Origin of the sequence: Corynebacterium sp. HMSC076C10 (genome assembly GCF_001812455.1) — a bacterium.
Classification (GTDB): domain Bacteria; phylum Actinomycetota; class Actinomycetes; order Mycobacteriales; family Mycobacteriaceae; genus Corynebacterium; species Corynebacterium jeikeium_D.
The window spans coordinates 1-394 of the sequence record NZ_KV809103.1 but is presented as its reverse complement, the minus strand read 5'-3'; the positions used below and the strand labels follow the sequence as shown (position 1 = coordinate 394).

Here is a 394-nt window from a genome sequence, read left to right as displayed (position 1 = left end):
CATCCAACGCTGCCTCGTCCACGCCCAACGAACAGTCCGCCGCCACACCACCAGCAACCCCCGCACCGATGCCGGCAAAACCCTCTACCGCCTAGCCCTGAAACTCACTCGCATCACCGACCTTGACCAAGCATCCACATGGGTCGCCCACCTGCACGAATTCGACCACACCTACCGGGAATGGATGAACGAGAAAACCACCATCAAAGACCCCGTTACCGGCGCCTACACCAAGGTCTACACCCACCAACGCGTCCGAGCGGCCTATCAATCATTGCTATCTCTGCACCGCAGAGACCTGCTGTTTACCTACCTGCAACCCCCACCAACAACCATCGACCCCGACAACCTTGCAGCAACAACAAACAGCCTCGAAGGTGGCATCAACGCCCCC

At 59.1% G+C, this 394-nt stretch carries 1 pseudogene; it reads left to right on the top strand.

Annotated elements, in window-relative coordinates:
• Positions 1-394 (top strand): annotated as a pseudogene (locus HMPREF2857_RS03760) (IS256 family transposase); the annotation flags it as partial.